This window comes from Kordiimonas sp. SCSIO 12610 (assembly GCF_024398015.1).
Lineage (GTDB): Bacteria > Pseudomonadota > Alphaproteobacteria > Sphingomonadales > Kordiimonadaceae > CANLMI01.
On the sequence record NZ_CP073747.1, the window covers coordinates 3093729 to 3117510 of the forward strand.

At 45.4% G+C, this 23782-nt stretch carries 17 protein-coding genes; 11 read left to right on the top strand and 6 right to left on the bottom strand.

Features of this window, described 5'->3' with window-relative positions:
• The first annotated feature begins 73 nt into the window (after positions 1-73).
• A complete protein-coding gene (locus KFF44_RS14220; protein ID WP_255935323.1) occupies positions 74-997 on the top strand; it encodes a hypothetical protein in 924 nt (307 codons plus the stop codon).
• Positions 998-1017: 20 nt separating this feature from the next.
• Here KFF44_RS14220 and KFF44_RS14225 read toward each other — a convergent pair whose 3' ends face one another.
• Together KFF44_RS14225 and uvrB are read right to left on the bottom strand one after the other, a co-directional pair.
• Positions 1018-2394 carry a DUF3179 domain-containing protein gene (locus tag KFF44_RS14225; protein WP_255935324.1) on the bottom strand — a complete coding sequence of 459 codons (1377 nt, stop codon included), beginning with the start codon at positions 2392-2394 and terminating at the stop codon, positions 1018-1020.
• Positions 2395-2525: 131 nt separating this feature from the next.
• On the bottom strand, positions 2526-4670 hold the full coding sequence (uvrB, locus tag KFF44_RS14230) for an excinuclease ABC subunit UvrB (protein ID WP_255935326.1): 2145 nt from the start codon (positions 4668-4670) through the stop codon (positions 2526-2528).
• A 189-nt stretch (positions 4671-4859) separates the two neighbouring features.
• Between uvrB and KFF44_RS14235 the strand changes: the two genes are divergently transcribed.
• The 7 genes from KFF44_RS14235 (at position 4860) to KFF44_RS14265 (ending at position 12538) form a co-directional block, all read left to right on the top strand.
• Positions 4860-6062, top strand: a complete 1203-nt coding sequence (locus tag KFF44_RS14235; protein ID WP_255935327.1) for a pyridoxal phosphate-dependent aminotransferase — start codon at positions 4860-4862, stop codon at positions 6060-6062.
• A gap of 45 nt (positions 6063-6107) precedes the next feature.
• Complete coding sequence (locus tag KFF44_RS14240) at positions 6108-6938, top strand: EamA family transporter (RefSeq protein WP_370691172.1); 831 nt, start codon at positions 6108-6110, stop codon at positions 6936-6938.
• A gap of 113 nt (positions 6939-7051) precedes the next feature.
• Positions 7052-7519, top strand: coding sequence for a Dps family protein (locus KFF44_RS14245; protein ID WP_255935331.1), 468 nt, complete (start codon positions 7052-7054; stop codon positions 7517-7519).
• Between the two features lie 190 nt (positions 7520-7709).
• Positions 7710-7973, top strand: coding sequence for a FeoA family protein (locus KFF44_RS14250; RefSeq protein WP_255935333.1), 264 nt, complete (start codon positions 7710-7712; stop codon positions 7971-7973).
• On the top strand, positions 7970-9814 hold the full coding sequence (locus KFF44_RS14255) for a ferrous iron transporter B (RefSeq protein WP_255935334.1): 1845 nt from the start codon (positions 7970-7972) through the stop codon (positions 9812-9814). The genes KFF44_RS14250 and KFF44_RS14255 overlap by 4 nt, the downstream gene beginning before the upstream one ends.
• Before the next feature lie 29 nt (positions 9815-9843).
• The gene (locus KFF44_RS14260) at positions 9844-11040 is read left to right on the top strand and encodes a dipeptidase (protein WP_255935336.1); all 1197 of its coding nucleotides are present in this window, start codon (positions 9844-9846) and stop codon (positions 11038-11040) included.
• Positions 11041-11215: 175 nt separating this feature from the next.
• On the top strand, positions 11216-12538 hold the full coding sequence (locus tag KFF44_RS14265) for an MFS transporter (protein ID WP_255935338.1): 1323 nt from the start codon (positions 11216-11218) through the stop codon (positions 12536-12538).
• Between the two features lie 11 nt (positions 12539-12549).
• On the opposite strand, the gene KFF44_RS14270 is transcribed toward KFF44_RS14265, so the two are convergent.
• The 4 genes from KFF44_RS14270 to KFF44_RS14285 all read right to left on the bottom strand — a co-directional run bounded on the left by KFF44_RS14270 (position 12550) and on the right by KFF44_RS14285 (position 18047).
• A complete protein-coding gene (locus tag KFF44_RS14270) occupies positions 12550-13461 on the bottom strand; it encodes a retroviral-like aspartic protease family protein (RefSeq protein ID WP_255935340.1) in 912 nt (303 codons plus the stop codon).
• Positions 13462-13482: 21 nt separating this feature from the next.
• Positions 13483-15492, bottom strand: coding sequence for an RNA polymerase sigma factor RpoD (gene rpoD / locus KFF44_RS14275; RefSeq protein ID WP_255935341.1), 2010 nt, complete (start codon positions 15490-15492; stop codon positions 13483-13485).
• A gap of 53 nt (positions 15493-15545) precedes the next feature.
• On the bottom strand, positions 15546-17441 hold the full coding sequence (dnaG, locus tag KFF44_RS14280) for a DNA primase (protein ID WP_255935342.1): 1896 nt from the start codon (positions 17439-17441) through the stop codon (positions 15546-15548).
• Between the two features lie 150 nt (positions 17442-17591).
• Positions 17592-18047 (bottom strand): GatB/YqeY domain-containing protein, encoded by a 456-nt coding sequence (locus KFF44_RS14285; protein ID WP_255935343.1) that lies wholly within the window; start codon positions 18045-18047, stop codon positions 17592-17594.
• A 337-nt stretch (positions 18048-18384) separates the two neighbouring features.
• On the opposite strand from KFF44_RS14285, the gene carA reads away from it, so the two are divergent.
• The 3 genes from carA to carB all read left to right on the top strand — a co-directional run bounded on the left by carA (position 18385) and on the right by carB (position 23758).
• On the top strand, positions 18385-19575 hold the full coding sequence (gene carA / locus KFF44_RS14290) for a glutamine-hydrolyzing carbamoyl-phosphate synthase small subunit (protein ID WP_255935351.1): 1191 nt from the start codon (positions 18385-18387) through the stop codon (positions 19573-19575).
• A 129-nt stretch (positions 19576-19704) separates the two neighbouring features.
• Positions 19705-20409 (top strand): outer membrane protein, encoded by a 705-nt coding sequence (locus KFF44_RS14295; RefSeq protein ID WP_255935353.1) that lies wholly within the window; start codon positions 19705-19707, stop codon positions 20407-20409.
• Positions 20410-20506: 97 nt separating this feature from the next.
• Complete coding sequence (carB, locus tag KFF44_RS14300; protein ID WP_255935363.1) at positions 20507-23758, top strand: carbamoyl-phosphate synthase large subunit; 3252 nt, start codon at positions 20507-20509, stop codon at positions 23756-23758.
• Positions 23759-23782 lie beyond the last annotated feature (24 nt).

The following is a 23782-nucleotide window of genomic DNA, read 5'->3' on the forward strand; positions in this document are numbered from 1 at the left end:
CCATGTCGACATAAAACATCATAAGTTGTCATTACACACCTAAAATATGCATGATTAACATTGGGGAATCAGTATGAAAGTCATATCTCATTATGCACTCATTTACCTGTTCATGCTTATTTTCAATACTATCAAGCCCGTATCAGCGGATTTCATAGCCAGTACACTTGAACCAATCCATATTATGCAGAAAGACGGCTCTGTTCATGATTTGCAGGCCGAACATGCCTTTTCAAAAATGTCACTTGAAGAACTGAAAGCAATTGATAGATCATCACTAACAAAATCACAGAGAAAGCTTCACCGAAAAGCTTTAAAAATTGCCAGAAGGAATGCAAAGGCGCTCAGAAAACAACAAGAGCAATACGATAAAAAACTGAAGAAACGCCAAAGAAAAATTAGAGGGTTTATTCGATCTGCCTCAGTTATTGCTGGTGACAAATTTGACCAGGAAGCCCAAATATATGGGAAAAACATCTCCAAACTAAACTTTTTCACTGATTATTCGGAAGATGTTTTACTGCGTGCATTCGTCAAAGACATACACAATATTAAAATTCAAATTTATATTGGGGTCGGATATAAATCAAAGCCTGAACCAATAAATTTGAGCCAAAACGGCGCCCCAAAATGGCGCAACTATTATGGCATTACCTTGCCGGGCGGTACTAACCTCGTCACCTATCAAATCGATAGGTCTGTTAAAAACTGCGATGAAAACATTTGCAATATGAGCGAAATCATCGCTGGCAACATTGATTTCCATGACCTCGTTAAACTTGCGTCAAATTTCCAACCGCTCGAATATAAAGTCAAAACACAACTCGCAAATGACTATGTCTCATACCTATCCAATGAATATGTGATCGCTTTCCTAACCGCAATCATGGCCGAACTTCATAGGGCAGATCCCAAATTCGAAGGTTCTTTGACCTTTCTACAAGGCTTAACAGACTCCCTTGGTCCAGGAATAGCAAGGCCCACATCGCTAGACTAACAGCTAAAATAATGCGCCAGTTATTTAACCAGTCGTGTTTTGGGATATGTTGCATGCCAACCAAACCAAAACGCACGGTGATACGGAAGGCGATTTAGTTTGCGACCATCGCCCGCAATCAAGGCCTCTTCCGTCAATCGCCACGTGCCGCCCTTTTTGTCTTTTAGTGTTGAGGCACGGTCATAAGATGCAAATTCAACCCCCTCAGGGTCATAAACACGGTTGGCACCACTATCATCTGTCAATACAACCAGTTTCTGGAACCCAACCTGATCGGAATAAATTGGATGCCTGTTCAAAAATTCAGTATCAATCGCTAACTGGTCCTCAGGCGCCGACTGAAACCTAAGCGCCAGAACTTCTTGTTTGTTTTTCAGGCGTTTATCCTGAAAGGGTGTATTGAACATCAAGCGATCGGTCGAAAAATATTCCTGATATGCGATGCCTTCCCCGTAATCGCGGTAATGCCCGGTATCAAGCGATAATACTGTTGTCTCAGGATGGCGTTTTTTCCAATTCCCCCATGTGGTTGTAACCACGCTTAAATGCTTAAGCGCAATACCTTTGCCTGCAAGGGGACCAAGAACAGGTTCACCCTTTATGGTATTCCATAAGGATTGTGTCGCTTCGTCATACATCAGCTTGTTCGAACGATACAAGAAACCACTTGTCCCAAGCTTATGTTGAACACCATCAAATTCGGTTACATAGGGAATAACTGTTCCGCAGAGAGTACAATAAACACCCGCAATATTAACGCCTCCAATATCGTCAACAAACATCTCGTGCCAAGCGAGAATTCGCTTGGGATAAGCGCGTGCATCACCATTGATTTCAATCCCGAAAACAATATTATCGTCATCCAGATAATCAGCGTCAGAGGCAGAAAGCATTTCGGGATAGCGAAGCGGTGGAATACCGTCCTGTACGACACCACCCCAACGAATTTCATCCAAACGAATACGGGCACTATCCTGTCGGTCTGCAAAATATTTCTCAAACTTGGGGTCAATTTGGCGATATAAATCAGCTTTAAAGTCCGCATAGGCAGGCGTTATTTGTTCATTTTGGTTCCATAACCACTGATACCAACCGTTAAGGTCATCCCCAATATCTTCTCCGGTTTTTCTCTGTAACAATTCCAAGATATCGATTGAAACACGCCGCGAAGCAGCAAACCGTGCTGATTCCAGAAGCTGAGGTATATATGCAGGCGACCAATCCTTTTCTATTTCGTCAAGTGCACTCCGCGTTACCGCTGGATCGGTCGTGTAAAACAACACCTTAAAAACAGTATCATCAACGTATGTTTCTGACTTATCTGTTCCTGCTAACACGGTTTGTGACACCGCTACGAACAAGGTAAACACTACAATATGAATAGAGAAATTACGCATAACAAACCTCATGACTATTATGCGTAAATATATAAACATAGGGCCGAGCGCGCCAATGAAGCCAAAGTCACACTTTCGCTAGGTATGGTGTGATATAAAAGCTCGGATAACCCTGGCGAACCCGTTACCCGTTATGTCATCTTGCGGTGGCTCTTCGCTTTTTTCGTGCGTGTGCCGGGCTTACCACCCATTGAGCGCCCTTTGGGCTTCAACCGCTTATCCTCAATACCAAGTTCGCCGGCTTCTAATCGCCTGATTTCATCACGCAAGCGCGCAGCTTCCTCAAATTCCAGGTTTTCAGCGGCATCCTGCATTTTCTTCGTAAGTTCGGCCAAATGAACCTTCAAATTCGAACCGACACGGTGAACTGCATCTTCGCCAATATCAACAGTTACATAATCACCGCTTGCTGTATGTTCGATGATATCACCAACATTCTTCTTAACGGTTTTGGGTGTAATACCATGCTCTTGATTATAGGCGAGTTGCTTTTCGCGGCGACGATTTGTTTCACCAATCGCACGCTCCATTGATCCTGTAATTTTATCTGCATACAAGATAACCCGACCTTCGGCGTTTCGCGCCGCTCGGCCAATGGTTTGTACAAGCGATCGCTCGGACCGGAGGAAACCCTCCTTATCAGCATCCAGAATTGCCACCAATCCACATTCGGGGATATCTAATCCCTCACGCAGCAAGTTAATCCCAACCAAAACATCAAATGACCCCAACCTTAGGTCACGGATGATTTCAATCCGCTCCAAGGTATCAATATCCGAATGCATATATCGGACACGAACCCCATTTTCATGCAAATATTCTGTCAAATCTTCTGCCATGCGCTTCGTAAGGGTTGTTACCAAAACGCGCAGCCCCTTAGCAGCCATAATTTTGGCTTCATGCATCAGATCATCAACTTGCGTATCGACAGGGCGAATATCAATTTCCGGATCAACAAGTCCAGTTGGCCGGATAATTTGCTCAGCAAAGGTACCGCCTGTACGCTCTAACTCCCAGTCTCCAGGCGTTGCAGACACATAAATGGATTGTGGCCGCATGGCATCCCATTCATCAAATTTAAGCGGCCTGTTGTCAACACAGCTCGGCAGGCGGAAACCATAATCAGCAAGCGTTCCCTTGCGTTTCGCATCCCCCCTGCTCATGCCGCCAATCTGACTAACACTCACATGGCTTTCGTCAACAAATAAAAGTGCGTTTTCAGGGATATATTCAAATAGTGTCGGTGGTGGATCGCCGGGGTTACGGCCAGTGAGGTAACGGGAATAGTTTTCAATGCCCGCGCAGCTTCCTGTCGCTTCCATCATTTCAAGATCAAATGTTGTACGCTGTTCAATCCGCTGCGCTTCTAGCAAGCGCCCTTGTTGTTCATATTCCTTAAGACGCTGTTGTAATTCGTGCTTAATGCCTTTGCGCGCCTGATCAAGCGTCGGGCGCGGTGTAACATAGTGGCTGTTCGCATAAATTTTCACTGCTTCAAGTGACCGGGTTTTTTCACCTGTGAGTGGATCAAACTCAACAATATCCTCAACTTCATCACCAAACATCATTAACCGCCATGCGCGGTCTTCATAATGGCTAGGGAAGATATCAATAATGTCACCGCGAATTCTAAAGGTTCCGCGCTGAAAGGCCTGATCGTTGCGGGTATACTGCATAGCAACAAGACGGCGTGCCAAATCACGGGTATCGATATCATCACCTGTTTTGATACCAAAGGTCATAGCAGTATAGGTTTCAACGGACCCAATACCGTATATACAGGAAACAGAGGCAACGATAATTACATCATCGCGCTCAAGGATAGCCCGTGTTGCCGAATGCCGCATTCGGTCAATCTGTTCGTTGATTGACGCCTCTTTCTCAACATAGGTATCAGTACGTGGCACATAAGCTTCTGGTTGATAATAATCATAGTAAGATACAAAATATTCGACGGCATTATTCGGAAAAAAGCTTTTAAATTCACCGTACAATTGCGCAGCAAGGGTTTTATTAGGCGCCAGAATAAGCGCAGGGCGCTGTGTCGCTTCAATAACCTTCGCCATTGTATAGGTTTTACCTGATCCAGTAACCCCAAGTAATACCTGATCTCTGTCACCTGATCTGGTACCATCAACCAACTCTGCAATCGCTGTTGGCTGATCACCTGATGGCTCAAAATCAGAAACCACTTCTAATTTGACACCGCCCTCAGATTTTTCAGGACGCTCTGGCCGATGGGGAACAAAAGGAATATTTGCTTCGTCAGGAATCATTACAAAACCATCTTTCACAGATTTACAGTATATTTTTATCAAAAGCACCTCAGATTAGAACAAAGCAAAAACAAATAATATAGAAAAGTCATGATCATACTGAAAATATGATTTTCTCGGCTTGCGGAAATATATACAGAGGCTTATGGTGCGCCGGCGCAATATTAGACCCCTTTCAGGATAAAAAGTATGTCTTTTCTTTCACACTCGCTTGACCGCATCAAGCCATCACCCACTATGGCCGTTACAGCAAAAGCTGCCGAGTTAAAAGCCGCTGGAAATGATGTTATTGGCCTCGGTGCCGGTGAGCCAGATTTCGACACACCGGAAAATGTTAAAGCCGCAGCGATCGCTGCTATTAACGCAGGCGACACAAAATATACTAAAGTTGACGGCACACCAGCCGTTAAGAATGCAATCATTGAAAAGTTCAAACGTGAAAATGGTCTATCGTTCACGCCAGATCAGATCTCGGTTAATGTTGGCGGCAAACACACCATCTATAATGCATTGATGGCAACTTTGAACCCTGGTGACGAAGTGGTCATCCCGACACCCTACTGGGTAAGCTACCCCGATATCACATTGCTCGCTGGTGGCACGCCTATATTTGTTGCAGCATCGCTTGAAACAGGCTTCAAGATCACACCAGAAGCCCTCGAAGCCGCGATCACACCAAAAACGAAATGGCTAATTTTCAATTCGCCGTCTAACCCATCGGGCGCTGCCTATAGCGAAAGTGAGATCAAAGCCCTTGGCGAAGTTTTGAAGAGACATGAAAATGTCTGGATCTTTTCGGATGATATCTATGAACATATCACTTATGAAGGTTTCAATTTTAGAACGTTTTCGCAGGTTGTTCCCGAGCTTGCTCACCGTACCCTAACGATGAACGGTGTTGCCAAGGCCTATGCGATGACCGGCTGGCGTATTGGCTTCGCTGGCGGTGACGCTAAACTCATTAAAGCGATGGCAAAAATCCAGTCACAAAGTACATCAAATCCATGTTCGATCAGTCAGGCTGCAACAGTTGAGGCGTTGACTGGCCCGCAGGATTTCATGGCAGAGCGCGTGAAAATATTCCAAACCCGCAGGGATATGGTTGTTGAAATGCTTAACGCTGCTGAAGGCCTTACCTGCCCAACACCTGAAGGTGCATTCTATGTTTATCCGTCACTTGCGGGATGTATTGGCAAACGTACCCCAGCGGGGAAAATCATTGAAACTGACGAGGACTTTGTAACCTACATCCTCGAAGATTATGGTGTAGCAGCGGTACAAGGTGCTGCATTTGGACTTTCGCCGCATTTCCGCGTTTCCTATGCCACATCCACAGAAGCACTAACAGAGGCATGCACCCGAATTCAGGATGCATGCAGCAAACTAAGTTAGGAATTCCTAATAGAATTTTCGAACGAAATAATTGCAACCAGCTTAATACTCATCTCGGCAGCATTGCATGCGCTGTGGAATGCTGCCGTAAAAAAGTCGCCTGACAAGCTCCCTATTATGATTTTTATCATGGCATATGGGGGGCTTATTTTTATCCCGATTGTCTTTTTCATTCCTGCACCTGACATAGAATTGTGGGGGTGGATCGGGCTTTCAGCCATCATTCATCTTTTGTATCAAATGTCATTGACCAAAATGTATGAAGTAAATCCGCTTTCCTACGCTTATCCAATTGCCCGCGGCACAGGCCCTCTGCTCGTTACAGTATTTTCAGTCTTAATCTTTAAAGACACGATCACTTTACTCGAACTTTTGTTCATAGCATCCTTAGTGCTCGGTATTTTCCTAACGATTAAAACAAGCGATCACCCCAGTAAAGGCGTAGGTACCGACAACGAAACAAATACCTTATATCCTTTGCTGACCGGTGTGATGATTGCCGGGTATACGCTAATTGATTCGCATGCCGTAAAGATAAGTGAAAACTTGCTAACCTTCATTATCTGGTCCGGCCTTGCCCAATCGCCGTTACTGTTAATCATTGCCCTTAGAAAGCGTGGATTTAAGATATTGAAACAATCGCTTAAAGTATGGCGCTACGGTATTCCCGCAACCTTAATCGCGCAAACAGGCTATGCCTTCGCACTAACAGCATACAGTTTTGGCAATGTTGGAAAAATCGCCGCCTTAAGAGAAACAAGTATCTTGTTTGCAGGCCTCATCGGATATTTTTGGCTTAAGGAAAAAGTATCTGCTCAAAAAGCAATGGCATTTATACTCATCATGTCAAGCGCTGTCGCTCTTGCTGTATTTTAATCGATATAATGAATTATAAATAATAATTTTATCAATTTTATAAATATATAACTCTTTGCTATATTTGACCTCAGACAAAACATAACACCAAACCATAATACCGAGGAAAAATCATGGCTAACCAAACTATCTTTCAGAATGCTAAACCTGAGATTGCAGAAGCTTTAAAGCCTGTTCTTGCAGATACTGTTTTACTTTATACACTTACACAGAATGTTCACTGGAATGTAACAGGACCGCTGTTTCAGCCTGTCCACGCATTAACCGAAGAGCAATATACGGAACTTGCTGCAGCGATTGACGAGATTGCAGAACGCATTAGAAGTTTGGGACTAAAAGCGCCCGCAACATTAAAAGCATTCATCGAGCTTGGTAGCATTGAAGACGGCGACGAGAATGCGTCGGCTGAAGACATGGTTCGCTCACTTGTGCACGCTAATGAAGCAATCACAAATACCATTCGTCCAATCATAAGCAAAGCCGCGGAAGCGGGCGACGAGGTAACCGCAGGGCTATTAACTGATCGGCTCACAGTTCATGAAAAAGCCGTGTGGATGCTAAATGCCATGATTGGTCAGTAAAGATACAAATTTCCCCCTCCCAAACTATAGCAAGGCTATGCCGTTCCCCTCGGCATAGCCTTTTTTTAAATAAAAGCCCATGAGTCACAAGTCTGCTATTCACCGGCTAATTGCTTGCTGTGTCTTAATTTCCATGTTACCTGATGATTTTAAGAACCACTCTTAACAAGCAATCATATCGGGGCACTTCATGAAACAAACAAATACGGGGATACCTCTAGGGACTTTATCGCCTGGAGCAATAGGTGTGATTACCCAAATTGGTGGTTTTTCAAATACAGAAGATGCATCACAGGCGGACCGTCTGCGCGAAATTGGTTTTGCAGAGGATTTACCCTTTGAAATTTTACAACAAAGCCCGTTCGGCCGTGACCCAATTGCCGTTAGCATTGACGGCATGACCGTCGCTATTCGCAGAAACGACGCAAATATAATCCTTGTAGACCTATCATGACTTCAAACAAACGCATTGCCCTTGTTGGTAACCCGAACTGCGGGAAATCTGCACTCTTTAACGCGCTTACAGGCCTTCGACAAAAGGTAGCAAACTATCCCGGTGCTACGGTTGAACGCCGTACAGGACCGCTCCTTGATAACAGCTCTGTTGAATTGATTGACCTTCCCGGCACCTACAGCCTAACGCCGCGCAGTCCCGACGAAGAAGTCACCCGAAATATCCTGATGGGTACTCAGGAAAATGAGGCGAAACCAGAGGCGCTCATTTGTGTCGTTGATGCAACGAACCTCGCCCAGCATTTACGCTTCACATTAGAGCTCAAGAGCCTGGGTATTCCGATGATACTAGCGCTTAATATGACGGACTTGGCAGCTCGGGAACAGATCAAAATCGACCCTGCTTTGTTATCTGAAAAGCTTGGAATTCCTGTTATTGAAACCGTTGCAGTCAGGAAAAAAGGCCTTGATGCAATTAAAGCAAATATCGAAGCTATTTTAAAAAGCGATTTGGATGTAACCGTTGATACGTGGGACAGTGTTGCAGCCCGACAGAAAGCCGCAAGAAAACTTGCTAAGGAAGTGACCATCAGCGAGGGTGTCGGCCATAAGGCAACCCACTTTTTAGACAAAATTTTCCTTCATCCTGTCTTCGGTATCCTGATTTTATTTGGCCTACTTTTCTTCATGTTTCAGGCCGTATTCTCATGGGCGGAAGCACCTATGGGGTGGATTGAAGACGGCATCGCAATCCTTCAGGGGCTCGTAACTGCAAACCTCGACGAAGGCTTTATTACCAGTTTACTATCTGATGGTATTCTCGCTGGTGTCGGAAGTGTTGTCGTCTTCCTGCCCCAAATTATCATCCTGTTTGCGTTCGTGCTTACACTCGAATCGACAGGTTATATGGCCCGTGCCGCTTTCCTGATGGACAAATTGATGGCTTCAGTTGGCCTTAATGGCCGTGCCTTTATTCCATTATTATCAAGTTTTGCCTGTGCAATTCCGGGCATAATGGCAGCGCGCGCAATTGCAGACCCAAAGGATCGCCTGACGACCATTCTGATCGCTCCCTTAATGACCTGCTCTGCACGTCTACCCGTTTACACCGTCATTATTGGCGCCTTCATTCCCAATACAAACGTTGGTGACACCTTTGTTGGCCTGCAAGGGTTGGTTATGTTCGGCCTTTATCTCATGGGCATTGTCTCAGCGCTTGTTATTGCAGCCGTATTGAAACGCACTGTTGCAAAAGGTAAATCAACAGGCTTCCTTCTCGAGCTTCCTAAATACCAGATGCCAAATTTACGTTTCATCATGATTGGGCTTGTTGAGCGATCACGCTTATTCTTGCGGCGCGCGGGCACAGTGATTATGGGTGCAACCATCGTTCTTTGGGTTTTGGCATCCTATCCGGGCGCACCAGCAGGTTCTGACAAACCTGATGTCTACCATAGTTTTGCGGGGATGATTGGCCGTGCGCTGGAAGTTATTTTTGCGCCTATCGGATTTAACTGGGAAATTTCAATTGCCCTCGTACCGGGAATGGCTGCGCGTGAAGTTGCCATTTCTTCGCTTGGTACTGTCTATTCACTGGCTGGAAGTGAAGAAGCCGTTGAGGCTGGATTGGTGGGCATGCTTAATGGCCTTTGGTCACTTCCGACCGCGCTCGCTTTCCTTGCATGGTTTGTATACGCGCCGCAGTGCCTTTCAACCATCGCAGTGACACGCCGTGAAACTAACGGCTGGAAATGGCCGCTATTCATGACTGGATATCTTTTTGCCGCTGCTTATATCGCTGCCTTTATAACCTATCAGCTTTCCAGTGCGTTAATCGGATGATATGCTCTCTCTAACTATGGGAGTGAAATATGAAAAGATTTCTGGTTACATCAGCCTTAGGGGTTATCTTGACGTCTGCATTGAGCGCTTATGACGTAAGTGAAAAAGCAAATGAGATTGCAAAAAATACAATCATTATCGATACGCATATCGACGTACCTTACCGCCTGAATGATGGATGGATTGATGTCACCAAGGCCACTGAAGGCGGTGATTTCGATTACCCACGTGCTATCAAAGGTGGATTGAACGCCCCCTTTATGTCAATTTACACCCCTGCGGCATTGGACGGCACACCAGACGCTAAAAAGCATGCAGAGCGGATGATCGGCATCGTTGAAAAAATGGTCGCCACGGCACCGGAAAAATTCCAAATCGCTCACAGTGTCGCGGATGTGGAAACCGCCTTTAAAAAAGGTATTATCGCTCTTCCAATGGGTATGGAAAACGGATCGCCTATCAGTGGTGATCTTGACAATATCGATTATTTTTACAAACGCGGTATTCGATATGTCACGCTATCCCACTCAAAAGCAAATGGCATTTCTGATTCGTCATATGACGATAACAGGAAATGGTTTGGCCTTTCAGAGTTTGGTGTGAAGGCCGTTGAGCGCATGAATAACATCGGGGTCATGGTTGATGTCAGCCATATATCCGACACCGCTTTCTGGAAAGTCATGGAAGTAGCCAAGGCACCAGCGATCGCGTCCCATTCATCCGTAAGAAAATTCACCCCGGGTTTTGAGCGCAACATGAATGATAAAATGATCAAGGCGCTCGCACAGCAAGGCGGCGTTATCATGATCAATTATGGGTCTTCTTTCCTAACCAAAGGCGCCAATCAATATAACACCAATGCTGTTAAAGCGTATCAAGCCTATCTGAAAGCCGAAGGCATTGAAAACACGACTGAAGCCCAAGAGAAATTTAGGAAAAAATACAGTCTGGAAACCCCGTACCCATTCGCTACATTGAATGATGTTCTGGATCATATTGACCATGTTGTGCAGATTACAGGCAGCGTTGATTTTGTTGGAATTGGCTCTGATTATGATGGTGTCGGCAACACATTACCCGTTGGCTTAAAAGACGTGTCCTCATATCCAGCATTAATTGATGGCCTCTTGAAGCGTGGTTATAGCGAGGACGACATCAAAAAAATTCTATCCGGCAATATTCTGCGGGTTTGGCGCGCTGTAGAGGATTATGCCGCCAATCATTAATCAAAAATCATTGATTTCTCTTTTAGGCCGCGAATTCTTGCGGCCTTTCTTTTATCAAAATAATTCATGTCATTAAACGAAAGCTGATTGACGAAGCTTGGCTTATAGTGAATGCTAATCGTAGGGGAGTGGTAAACACATATCATTGTTTACCCAATTAATATTGGGAGTAGCTATGACCGATAACGTGTCGAGTAAGGATGCCGTTGATCAAAGCGGTATTTCAAACAATCTGAAATATTACACACTTTTTATTTTGACGATTGTATATGCCTTTAATTTCATCGACCGTCAGATTTTGGTCATCATGCAAGAAGCTATTAAAGTTGATCTAGAGCTAACAGATACATGGCTAGGTTTTCTTTCTGGTCCCGCGTTCGCTTTGTTTTATACCATTGTGGGAATTCCTATTGCCCGTTACGCAGACTTTGCAAACCGACGAAATATTATCGCAGTTTCATTAGCATTATGGAGTGGCATGACCGCTCTTTCTGGACTAGCCCAGAATGTTATTCAACTTGCAATGGCGCGCGTCGGCGTTGGTATCGGTGAGGCAGGCGGTAGCCCACCATCGCATTCAATCATTTCCAATATGTTCAAAGAAAAAGAACGTGCAACCGCACTCGCAATTTATTCGTCGGGATTGTATTTAGGAATTCTACTTGGCTATATTTTAGGGGGATACCTCGTTGTAGCTTATGGTTGGCGTAACACCTTTTTCATAGTTGGAATACCCGGTGTATTAATGGCACTTCTGGTAAGGTTTACTCTAAAAGAACCGATTAGAGAAAACGCGACAAGTATACGTTCAGAACCATTTAAAATTAGTGATCACTTTGTTGGTATTTTTAAAGTGATGGGAGTTTTATTTCGCCTCAAGTCATTTCCTTACTTTGCCTTAGGGTGTGCAATGTCTGCCTTTATTAGTTACGGCGTCGGCAATTTCGTGCCGTCATATATCATAAGATATTATGATCTTAGTCCGTCAGATTTTGCAATTCGGCTCGCACTTTCTGGCGGCGGTGGAGGTATGATTGGTACCTTCCTTGGGGGATATTTAACCGACAAAATAGGCGCAAAAGATATCCGCTGGTATTTATGGCTACCTGGTCTGATCGCGGTACTTGCTATTCCGTTTGCCATTTGGGCCTATTTAGTAACTGATGTAGACACAATGTTTATTCTCATTTTTGTCTATACTGTTATGGGAACACTGTATTTAGCACCCGCAATCGCAACCGCACATAGGCTAGTTGTCCCACACATGCGCGCAATGGCATCAGCCGTATTGTTCTTCATTCTCAACCTTATTGGACTTGGTTTGGGACCTTTATTTATAGGATTCCTAAGTGATTATTTAACTAAAATAAACGGCGTCGAAAGCTTAAGAGAAGCCATGATTATTGGTGTTTGTCTGGCAGTAATTAAAGGTGTTCTCTTCTATATCGGAGGACGTCATTTACCAGAAGATTTGAATAAACAAGCGGATATGAAATAAATTGCTAATGGCTAGCGCTGATACAGGCGCCAGTTTCTAAAATCAATCGCAAACTCGTCGCGCCCAAGCACATCCGTACCAAGGATAATTGCAGGAGCGCGGCGGGCACCAAAAGCTGCAAAAATTGGTAAATCTGAAGTGATAACCTTTACATCTTCATATGATTTTTTGCCGAATGTTAAATTTTCAACAATCACAGTGCGCCCCCCACTTATACCGCCCGCGGATAGAATTCGCCGTAACTCCTGATTCTGTGGCTTACGTTCTTTCGCGCTTGGCAACGCTTGATAAGCGGCATCATTCATGACGGTAAAGGAAGCGCCAGTATCTATAATCGCGTGAACTTCCACACCTTCGATATCAATAACCATCGCAAGTGAACCATAACCCACTGCACGGCCCTGCGTTACATCCCAGGTTTTATAGCCTGGCATATCCCGTATGTTATCAAACAAATGAACTTTGGCTTGCTTTAAATAGAAAGCAAGCGTTTTACTACGCAACAAATCTATCCCGATAAGGCCATAAACATTTGCTCGTCCCTTTGGTGCGGCAACAGCAACCGTTTCCTCAATTTCTAGTGTACGACCAAGGGCCGTGATTTCTTTGATAGGATACAAAAGCGCTTCAGTGCGCCCGGTAGCTGTTAATATGCGTTTGGAACGCCTTGGAATTGCATTTATGCCGAGCGCCACTGGCAACCTTCGATAGGCAATCGTGCGACTGGCCGCTGTATCAATTACAAATGGAAACGGGCCTTTTCCCTCAATAAAGGTATCGACAACAAACCGCCCTTGATCGTCTTCGCTTAACCGTGAACCCTGCTGGTCCTCAGCGACACTTGAAATGCTCAGGCACCAAAATATGATCAGAAACAATAAAGGCGACCACAATGTGCCGCCTTTAGTCGATATGGATTTCAAATACACTACACCAAGACCATTTTATGTATCTAGGAAGCTTCTAAGTTGGCGTGACCGACTTGGGTGCTTAAGCTTCCTAAGCGCTTTTGCCTCAATCTGGCGAATACGTTCGCGCGTTACAGAGAATTGCTGACCAACTTCTTCCAACGTGTGGTCTGTATTCATACCAATACCAAATCGCATACGAAGAACCCGTTCTTCACGCGGTGTAAGCGACGCCAGAACGCGTGTTGTTGTTTCCCGAAGATTAGACTGAATTGCCGCATCAACAGGTAGAATAGCATTCTTATCTTCGATGAAGTCACCAAGATGGCTATCTTCCTCGTCACCGATCGGGGTCTCAAGCGAAATTGGCTCTTTGGCGATTTTCATCACCTTACGCACTTTTTCAAGCGGCATAGATAGGCGTTCCGCCAGCTCTTCCGGCGTTGCTTCGCGGCCAATTTCATGCAGCATCTGACGGCCCGTACGAACAAGCTTGTTAATCGTTTCAATCATATGCACAGGAATACGGATTGTGCGCGCCTGATCTGCGATAGAGCGGGTAATCGCTTGTCTGATCCACCATGTTGCATAGGTAGAGAATTTATAACCACGGCGATATTCAAACTTATCAACCGCCTTCATCAAGCCAATATTACCTTCCTGAATAAGATCCAGGAATTGAAGGCCGCGGTTTGTATATTTTTTTGCAATCGAAATCACAAGACGAAGGTTTGCCTCCACCATTTCTTTCTTAGCAATACGAGCTTCTTTCTCACCCTTTTGGACGGTGCGAACAATCCGGCGGAATTCAGAGACATGCAGGCCGACACGGTTGACGATTTCACCAACCTGATTACGAATATTGTTAACGGCTACGCCTTCATTCTCAACGAATGCGGCCCAACCACGTCCCTTAAGTTTTGATACGCGCTCTAGCCAGCCTTCTTCAAGCTCATTACCTTGATATTCAGCCAAAAACGCAACACGGCTAACCTTGTGTGATTCTGCCAGACGTAGCAAGCGGCCCGAAAGTCCCATCAAACGACGATTAAGGCCGTAAAGTTCATCAACCAATTCTTCGATACGCACATTGTTGAATTTAACCGAGCTGATCAGCTCAATAAGTTCAGCCTGTAATTTTTTAAAACGACGTTCCTGAACAGCCGAAATGCTATCGCCTTGAAGGGCCGCCGCAACACGAGTGTCCTGAAGTTTCGCGTATTTTTTATACGTGTTCGTGATCAGGCGGAATTTCTCGATTGTTTCTGGCTTCAAATGCTCTTCCATTGCGGAAAGAGACATAGCCGCCTCTTCATCATCATCTTCTTCACGTCGCTGCTGGCCCTCGCCTTCTGCAGCTTCACCGTCTTCAGATGTTGTATTCTCAGAATTTTCTTCTGGTTCGTCGTCATCGTTATCGGCTTGCCCCGCGCTCTCTGCGATCACATCACCAGCATTTTCATTCTCGAGGTCTGCTGTATTCGGTTCTTTACCGAGTGTCGCTTCCAGATCGATAATATCGCGCAGCAACATATCTTCATTTTCAAGACGCTCCGCCCATTCGGTAATGGCCTTGAAGGTAAGCGGGTTCATACACAGACCTTCGATCATAGTCGCACGGCCAGCCTCGATACGCTTCGCAATAGCGATTTCGCCTTCGCGGGAAAGAAGCTCAACGGACCCCATTTCACGAAGATACATGCGCACAGGATCATCTGTGCGGTCGTTGGCTTCTTTTTTATCAGAAGTCTTAAATTCTTCCTGCTCGTCTTCTTCTTTTTCGGCTTCTGCCTCTTCAGGCTCATCGCCTTCGATAACATTAATGCCCATCTCTGAGAGCATGGCCATGATATCTTCGATTTTCTCAGAAGACATTTCTTCGGTTGGCAAGGTTGCGTTCATTTCATCATAGGAAATGTATCCACGCTCTTTTGCCTTAGCGATCATTTTTTTGACCGCTGCTTCGGTCGAATCAACAAGCGGGCCAGCGCTAGTTTCGTCGCGGCTCGTGTCTTTTTCTTGTTCTTGATTCGCTTTAGTCGCCATTAAATATCTCTCCAATTAGGTCAAAACACCCGATTCGCAAGTTCTATAGCATATTAATTATAGGAAAGTCTGCCTGATTCGAGCCTATAACCATCTTTATCCGCTTCTTTTTCCTCAAGTTCACGGTAAGCTTGCTGTGCTGCAACAAATCTAGCATGGTTTTCTTCGGTCATATCGCTCGCATATTCCGTCTCAGCTTGTCGATAAGCCGCCCAACAATCAGTGATATGATGAAAGCGTTTTAAAGTATGCTCAAAGCCTGTTATGGCATCCCCCAGTGCTGCATCAGGCCACGCAAACCAATCATCTTTCAAACTTTTATTCGCAAGCAATCTGTCCTTTGCGCCACCTATTCCTCTATCGACTAGATAATGCGTGAGTTTTGTTTCTTCAAGGGTATCATTTTCAGTCATAAATTCCAGAATAGCGCTTTGAATCTTTCCCAAATCGGCAAGACTTAAATCGAGCGTAGCAAAAGCTTCTTCGTAGCTTACAAGAATTTCAGGATGATTGAGAACAGCCAACACCAGTAACTGTTGCAGGCGATCTGTAACAGGCCCGGTTCCCGTTCCTTTTCCAAGCGCAGTTTTTCCAAGTAATCCCGTGCTATGAGAGAAAGGCATAGGCTTCCCATAAGCGCCGGTTCGTCGTTGATATGCAGCGTTATTCGATTGCCTCTTCGATTTGAATTGCTGCCATATGCGATTTCTAAATTCGCTTTGATAGAGCTTCTTGACATTCTCGTCCTGAATTTCCGAGAGGCGACCAAATACTTTTTTCTCAAATCCTGCCCGTCGTTCGGGCGTATCTGTAACTATCCCCTCGTTTAATTCACGCCAAAGCATATTCACAAGCGGCTCAGCTTCGTCGATTTTACGCTCGATCGCGCCTTTGCCTTCTCGCTGCACCAGAGTATCTGGATCATCACCGTCCGGCATAAAAACAAACCTTAGTGATTTCCCTGGCCGAAGCATCGGGAGCGCCCGGTCCATCGCACGCATAGCAGCGCGGCGGCCTGCATTATCGCCGTCAAATGAAAGGATCGGTTCATCACCCATTTGCCAAAGGTGCGCGATCTGCTCCTCGGTCAAAGCAGTCCCCAAAGGCGCAACCGCATAATTTATTCCAGCCTGAGCGAGCGCGATTACATCCATATAGCCCTCAACAACCATGACCTGACCAACATCATAGGACGCTGCACGGGCATTTGCCCAGTTATACAGAGTGGCACCCTTGTGGAACAAAACCGTTTCAGGACTGTTCAAATATTTGGCTTTTGCATCCTTTGAAAGCGCACGCCCCCCAAAGGCGATAATCCGCCCTTGCCGGTCACTGATAGGAAACATCAAACGATCCCGAAAACGATCATAACTGTCACGCCCATCCTCTGGCTTGATGAGCATACCAGTTTCAATTAACTGGTCCTCGTATATACCGCGCCCTTGCATCGCATCTTTTAGGGCACTGCGCGAGTTAGGAGCAAACCCAAGGCGAAAATCTTTCAGTGTTTTATCGTTAAGCCCACGGCCTTTGATATACTCGAAAGCACCTTTACCAACTTGTCCGTAAAGTTGAGCTTCATACCAGCTGGTAACGGCTTCCATCACTTCTGAAAGGCTTGCCCTCGCCTTCTCTCGCTCAACGGCTTCACGGCTGGGCTTGGGTACATCCATTCCAACCTGACCCGCTAATTGCTCGATTGTTTCCGGGAAGGTCAATCCTTCAGTGTTCATGACAAAATCAATAACACTGCCGTGCTGACCACAACCAAAGCAATGGTAAAAACCTTTTTGGTCATTCACCGTAAATGAAGGGGTTTTCTCGTTATGAAAGGGGCACAAACCAGTATGTTCACGCCCACGCCGGATAAGCTTAACCTTTCGCCCCACCACATCAGAAAGGGTGAAGCGATGCTTAAGTTCATCAAGAAATTGCGGACTAAGTGCCATGAACATTCCAAACGAAGCACCTCACAGAAAAGACACGCATGTGAAGCGTCCTGAAAGGTATTAGAACTCTAGTTGTCTACTGTAAAATGGAACAACAAGCATAACAAGAATTACAGAGGCTTCGAAAAAATATGGAGCTTGATCTTGGGTTTATGCCAGTAATTCTTTTACTGCCAGACTTGCCTTTGCAAAATCCATTTGCCCCGCATATTTGGCTTTCAAAGCCCCCATGCAGCGACCAATATCTTTTAGACCTTCAGCCCCTATTTCACTAACGATCGCTACACAAGCGTTTTTCAGTTCGTCATCAGAAAGCTGACGCGGCAAGAAAGTTTGAATAATAGAAATTTCTTCGCGCTCTTGTTCCGCCAGTTCACAACGGCCAGCCTCTTCATAAGCCTTGATACTGTCACCACGCTGTTTAACCATTTTGGATAGAATATCGGTGATAATCGCATCATCATCACGGTCTGCATTATCAAGCGACCGATCTTCGATATCCTTTTCCTTAACGGCAGCCAAAATTAGGCGAATTGTAGAGAGGCGAGTACGATCTTTTGACTTCATAGCCTCTTTCATTGCGTGTGTTAAATCATCACGTAACATTTATTTTCCCGTCCTTATTAGACCCATTTTATCTTTGACCACCAGTATGATTGCTTTTGTCTTCATATCAGTTGCCCACATCAAAGTTCACTTGATGAGTCACAAGCGATAATCATACTCTATGAACGTAAATTGAGCAATCGTTTAAATTGATCATAAGTTATTGATTTTAAAGGATTTTATTTTGAAATTTTTTCTTGACCTGAAAGACTGTTTTGCCTATTGTCCCGTCAATTTGGCTACAGGTTATGATACACCTTCAGTATCATGATATAATACCAAATCCTTATAAATCAGGGACTTACAATATCCCCTTGGCGAACAGGAAGGCATGCCCATGACCGACTCCAAACTATCCGCCGATGCCCTTAAGGGGCGGCCATATGATGATATCACTGGTGTTTTGGTGTTATCTGATGGATCAGTGTTTTGGGGATATGGGTTTGGAGCCAGCGGCGATACAATCGGTGAAATATGTTTCAATACATCGATAACCGGGTATCAGGAAATACTGACCGATCCGTCTTATGCGGGCCAGATCATCAATTTCACATTTCCTCATATTGGCAACGTAGGCGCAAATATTGAAGACCTGGAAACACAAAACCCTGCCGCACGCGGTCTTGTCATCCGGGAAGACATCACCGAGCCTGCAAACTATCGATCGTCCGAGCATTTTGCTGAATGGGTAAAAAACAATAAACTAATAGGCATTTCGGGTGTCGATACACGTAGCATCACACGCCTTATCAAGGAAAAGGGCGCTCTAACCGGGGTAATTGCCCATAGCCCAACCGGAGAATTCGATGTTGCCGCATTATTTGAGCAAGCATGCAAATGGCCTGGCCTGAATGGCATGGATCTCGCCAAAGAGGTGACTTGCCAAGAAACCAAAGACTGGGATGAAACACGTTGGTCCATCAAAGAAGGCTTTGGTAAGCTTGAGGTAGAAAAAGCACACATAGTTGCCGTTGATTACGGTGCAAAAGATAACATTCTTCGTTGCCTATCTGAAACTGGTGCCAAAGTAACCGTCGTTTCAGCGACAACATCCTTCGATGATATCATGAAACACAATCCCGATGGGTTTTTCCTATCAAACGGCCCCGGTGATCCCGCTGCAACCGGTGAATATGCTCTACCTATTATCAAGCAGATGATCGAAACAGGCTTACCTATTTTCGGAATTTGCCTTGGGCATCAATTACTGGCCCTCGCTTTTGGTGGAAAAACATACAAAATGCATCAAGGGCACCGCGGCGCTAATCATCCGGTACAGGATTTGCGCACAGGCAAAGTGGAAATTACATCCATGAACCACGGGTTCTCAGTGGACGGTGATAGTCTGCCTGAAAATGTATCGATTAGCCACATATCGCTATTTGATAAAACAGTGTGCGGCATCGAGGTAAAGGACAAACCAATTTTCAGTGTGCAGCAACACCCAGAAGCATCCCCTGGACCACAGGATAGCTTTTATTTGTTCGAACAATTCATGGATAATATCCAAAAGCACAAGACTTTATAGACATACAAACAATTGCCGCAATTGTTTGGCAGCAATACAGCCACCCAGGTACGGGTAAAAGTATGGGGCAGAATATCTGATGCGACCAAAAAGCATCAAAGGGGCTAAAACCTCTAAAAGGACAGTAAAATGACAGTAAAAACCCTAGCGATGATTTTATTAGGTGCAACAGCAATTTCCACTGTTACCCTATCATCAGAAGCCCAGTCACGTGAAGACGGTGGTTATTATGTATCTGGCTTTGCAGGCCTTGCCTTCCAGAGCGGTAATACCAACACACCTGTAACAGGTGCTGGTGGCAATCTTGAACTTGAATATGATACTGGTTACAGCATTGGTGGTTCAGTTGGTTATAAACTTCCGACAAGTAGTTTGTTTTCAGGTTTTCGTCTGGAACTAGAAGCATCATACCGTGAAGGCGACGTCGAACCAACCGATGACACAGACCGTGACGGCGATACATCATCATTTGGTGTACTTGCGAACGTACTTTATGATTTTGACGCTATTGCCAGCGATTTTTTTGTACCATATATCGGCGTTGGTGCCGGATTGGCGGGCGTTGAATCTGATTTATTTGTCGGCTTTCCTGACACTTCAGGTGCATTTGTGACGCAACAATTCGGTGGTAGCACCAGGACGCAGTTTGTTTATCAAGGCATCATAGGAGCAACATTCCCACTGAGTGACAGTTTTGACCTTTTCATTGATGGGCGATACTACACAGCAGGTGATGTTCAATTCGATCTGGTAGCACCCGATAGCACTGAAACAGCCTTTGATAGCGATTATGATGTCATTCAGGTCCAGGCTGGTTTCCGGTTCCATTTCTAGTCAGATGGATCAAATGATTTAAAATATAAAAGAGGGAAGCAAACACTTCCCTCTTTTTGTAAGAAGAAAAGCAACCTTTAACTTTAAGAGCAAAAACATGCCTAAACGTACCGATATAAAAAGTATTCTCATCATTGGTGCCGGACCGATCATCATTGGTCAAGCTTGCGAATTTGATTATTCAGGGACACAGGCATGTAAGGCGCTTAGGGAAGAAGGCTACAGGGTCATTCTTGTGAACTCTAACCCTGCAACGATTATGACGGACCCGGAACTTGCGGACGCAACATATATCGAACCAATCACACCAGAAGTTGTCGAGAAAATCATCGAAAAGGAAAAGCCAGACGCTATCCTGCCAACAATGGGCGGTCAAACTGGCCTAAATACCGCCCTTGCACTATCCGCAAACGGTGCCCTTAAGCGCCACGGTGTCCAGCTAATTGGCGCTGACGAGGATGCGATCGATAAAGCAGAAGACCGCAGTCGGTTTAACGCCGCGATGGAAAAAATTGGGCTGGATACTTGCCGCGGCAAAACGGCAAACACAATGGATGAAGCCCTTGAAATTCTAGATTGGTTAGGGCTTCCTGTAATTATTCGTCCTTCATTTACCATGGGCGGCACTGGTGGCGGCATCGCTTATAATAAAGAAGAATTTGTTGAGATTGTCACAAAAGGACTGGATGCTTCACCTACCACCGAAGTTCTCGTGGAAGAGAGTATTCTTGGCTGGAAAGAATATGAGATGGAAGTTGTCCGCGACAAAGCAGATAACTGCATCATTGTGTGCTCCATTGAAAATGTTGATCCGATGGGGGTTCACACCGGCGATAGTATCACAGTAGCGCCTGCACTCACGCTTACTGACAAAGAATATCAAATCATGCGAAACGCATCGATCGCCGTCCTGCGCGAAATCGGTGTTGAAACCGGTGGTTCGAACGTTCAGTTTGCCGTCAACCCCAAGGATGGCCGCTTGATTGTTATTGAGATGAACCCAAGGGTCTCACGGTCATCAGCGCTAGCCTCAAAAGCAACAGGCTTCCCAATCGCTAAGGTCGCTGCAAAGCTTGCTGTTGGATATACATTGGACGAACTTGATAATGATATCACGGGTGTCACACCCGCGTCCTTTGAACCAACGATCGATTATGTGGTTACAAAGATACCACGATTTACTTTTGAAAAATTTGGCGGCACCGAAGCAACTTTATCTTCAGCAATGAAATCTGTTGGAGAGGTCATGTCAATCGGCAGATCATTCGCAGAAAGCGCACAAAAGGCCATGCGTTCAATGGAAACAGGCCTCACAGGATTTAATGACATTACCTTTGAGGATTATATTCCTGGCTCAGGTGATTTTGCCCCCATCCTACGCGAACTCGCTATTGCACGCCCTGACAGGCTATTACGCATAGCCCAAGCGCTAAGAGAGGGTGTAAGCCTAGAGGAAATTAACCGTGTCTGCCATTATGAACCCTGGTTTGTGCGGCAATTGGAAAGCATCGTTAGCGCAGAAAAAGAGCTAATTGAAAACGGCCTGCCGGATGACGCCCGCGAGATGCGCAAGCTAAAAATGCTTGGATTTTCTGACGCAAGGATCGCAGAATTAACAGGCACCCAAGAAAATGACATTATGACAAAACGTCATAACCTTGGGGTTCGACCGAGCTTCAAGCGTATTGATACGTGCGCAGCCGAGTTTGAGGCAAAAACACCCTATATGTATTCGACATACGAAACATTTGCCGCAGGAAGCGTAGCAGAATGCGAATCCAACCCAACCGACAAAGAAAAAATTATCATATTGGGAGGCGGCCCTAATCGGATTGGCCAAGGTATCGAATTTGATTATTGCTGCTGTCACGCCTGTTTCTCCCTTTCAGACGCCGGCTATGAAACAATCATGATCAACTGCAATCCTGAGACAGTTTCAACGGATTACGACACTTCAGATCGCTTGTATTTTGAGCCACTAACCGCTGAAAATGTAATCGAGGTTATTCGCACTGAACAACAGAATGGAACTGTCAAAGGTGTAATCGTTCAATTTGGCGGACAAACGCCACTAAAACTCGCACACGCGCTGGAGGCTGCCGGCATTCCTATTTTAGGAACCAGCCCTGATGCGATTGACCTCGCTGAAGACCGTGAACGCTTCCAAGAACTCGTGCAGAACCTTGGCCTCAAACAGCCTAATAACGGTTTAGCGCGCTCGTTAGAGGAAGCCATTTCTGTAGCTGAAGAAGTCGGATACCCGGTTCTTATTCGCCCAAGTTATGTTCTTGGCGGCCGCGCAATGGAAATTGTGCATGATGTCGAAGGCTTAAACCGATATATGGATGAGGCTGTTCAGGTATCAGGCGATAGCCCTGTCCTTATCGATAGCTTCCTAAAAGACGCGATTGAAGTTGATGTAGATGCCCTCTCAGATGGTACCAACATTCACATTGCAGGCATTATGGAACATATTGAAGAAGCAGGCATTCACTCCGGCGACAGTGCATGTTCGCTCCCTCCGTATAGTTTGCCAGTGGGTCTGGTAAATGAAATCAAACGCCAAGCAAAGGAGCTAGCGAAAGCCCTTAATGTTTGCGGCCTTATGAATGTGCAGTTTGCCGTTAAAGACAACGAAGTTTATCTTATCGAAGTTAACCCAAGAGCATCCAGAACCGTTCCGTTTGTAGCAAAGGCAATCGGTAGCCCCATAGCCGCACTCGCGGCTCGGGCAATGGCGGGGGAAAGTCTTACCAGCTTTGAACTCACAGACCCGATACCAGAGCATGTTGCCGTGAAAGAAGTTGTTATTCCTTGGGCACGCTTCCCTGGCGTAGATGTGCTTCTCGGTCCAGAAATGAAATCCACTGGTGAAGTCATGGGCATCGACCGTACGTTCGCTATGGCGTTTTATAAGTCACAGCTTGCCGCAGGTGTGCAACTACCTTACGAAGGGCAAGTGTTTGTTTCAGTGAAAGATAATGATAAATACGGCCTTGTTCCCATGGTGCAGGACCTCAAAGGCATGGGTTATAGCGTCATCGCAACTGAGGGCACTGCGCAATATTTAAAAGATCATGGACTTGACGTGAACACTGTCTACAAAGTCCAATCAGGCCAGAGACCACACGTATTGGATATCATGAAGAACGGAGAAGTTCAGTTGATGTTCAATACAACCGAAGGCAAGCAAGCCATTCAGGATAGCTATAGCCTCAGGAACACGGCTCTGACTATGAAACTTCCATACTTTACGACCATGGCCGCATCGAAAGCAGCAGTGCAAGCGCTTAAGGGATTACATGCTGATGAGCTGGATGTTAAACGCCTTCAGGATTATGTTACATAGCTATCAGTCGCAGCAAAGTATGTA